The following is a 1,250-nucleotide window of genomic DNA, read 5'->3' as shown; positions in this document are numbered from 1 at the left end:
TTGGATACGGCTACGTGCTGCGCTCAGGTTGTTAACAGAGTTGTTCAGGTTGTTGATAGTAGATTGGAAACGGTTTTGAATCGCACCTAATTTAGAACGGCTTTCATCAACTTTGTTGATTGCAGCGTCTAAAGTTGCCAGAGCGTCACCTTTAACATCTAAAGTTTTAACATCGGCACCTGCATTTGCAGTAAATTCATTCGCAGTAGTTTTCGCGGATGCTTTTAAGTTAACTTGAGTTGTAGCTGTTGCGTCAAACTCAAAATCTGAAGAAGAAACTAAATAATCTTTAGTACCATCATTGACAACAAATTTGCCATCAACAGGGTTACCATCAACTTTATATTCTGTAACAGTCAAACCACCTTCAATGGTAGCACCGCCAGCTAAGATTTTATTTGCACCTGCAGCACCAGTCACTGCAGCACCTTTTTCAGTTACGCCTTTCTTAGCTGTAGTTTCAGTGAACAGTTTGTCGCTAGAAACACCTAATGTTTCAGTGTTAGTTTTGTCTAAGCTGAATTTGATCACTTCGTTATCGTTAGTACCAACTTGGATACTCATCTCAGTTTTTTCGCCGCTCAGAACTTTCACGCCGTTGAACTGAGTTTGATCTGAAATACGAGTGATTTCAGCTAAACGCTCAGTCACTTCGTTTTGGATTGAAGTGATATCTGAGTTAGAGTTAGAACCGTTTTTCGCTTGAACAGTCAGCTCACGAATACGTTGTAAGTTATCGTTGATCTCGTTCAGTGCACCTTCAGTTGTTTGTGCAATAGAGATACCGTCGTTTGCGTTACGAGAAGCTTGAGTTAAGCCTTTGATGTTTGCAGTAAAACGGTTAGCGATTGCTTGACCCGCAGCATCATCTTTTGCGCTGTTGATACGTGAACCAGAAGATAAACGCTCAATAGCAGAGCCTAATACGCCTTGTGAACGGTTTAAGTTGTTCTGAGTAGTCAGAGACAGAATGTTGGTATTAATAACCTGTGCCATAATGTATGTCCTTTTTATCTTAATAGTCGATTAAGCTCGCTGGCTTAACTCGGTAAATGTTGTCAGCAATAACATTATCGGCGCCTCTAAAAACCCCTTTAGCCATTTTTATAAAAATTTTTCGTGTATATTGGCAAAAGCGCGCTGGAATCAGCTTTTTTCACCCTAAATTTTTTATTAAACCCTTCGATTATGGTTAATGTCCTTATCATTTTTATTCAATAAGCCTAATTACCTGCTTTTTACGGTTTAAC

General features: G+C 39.4%; 1 protein-coding gene. It reads right to left on the bottom strand.

What is annotated here, in order from left to right; all coding sequences use genetic code 11:
- Positions 1-996: FliC/FljB family flagellin (locus GKR71_RS00365; protein WP_154633747.1), on the bottom strand; the 996-nt coding region annotated here is incomplete at its 3' end.
- Positions 997-1,250: the final 254 nt, after the last annotated feature.

Source organism: Providencia sp. wls1922 (assembly GCF_009706505.1).
GTDB lineage: Bacteria > Pseudomonadota > Gammaproteobacteria > Enterobacterales > Enterobacteriaceae > Providencia > Providencia lanzhouensis.
The sequence above is the reverse complement of the archived record's forward strand: the minus strand, read 5'-3'. Positions and strand labels throughout refer to the sequence as shown.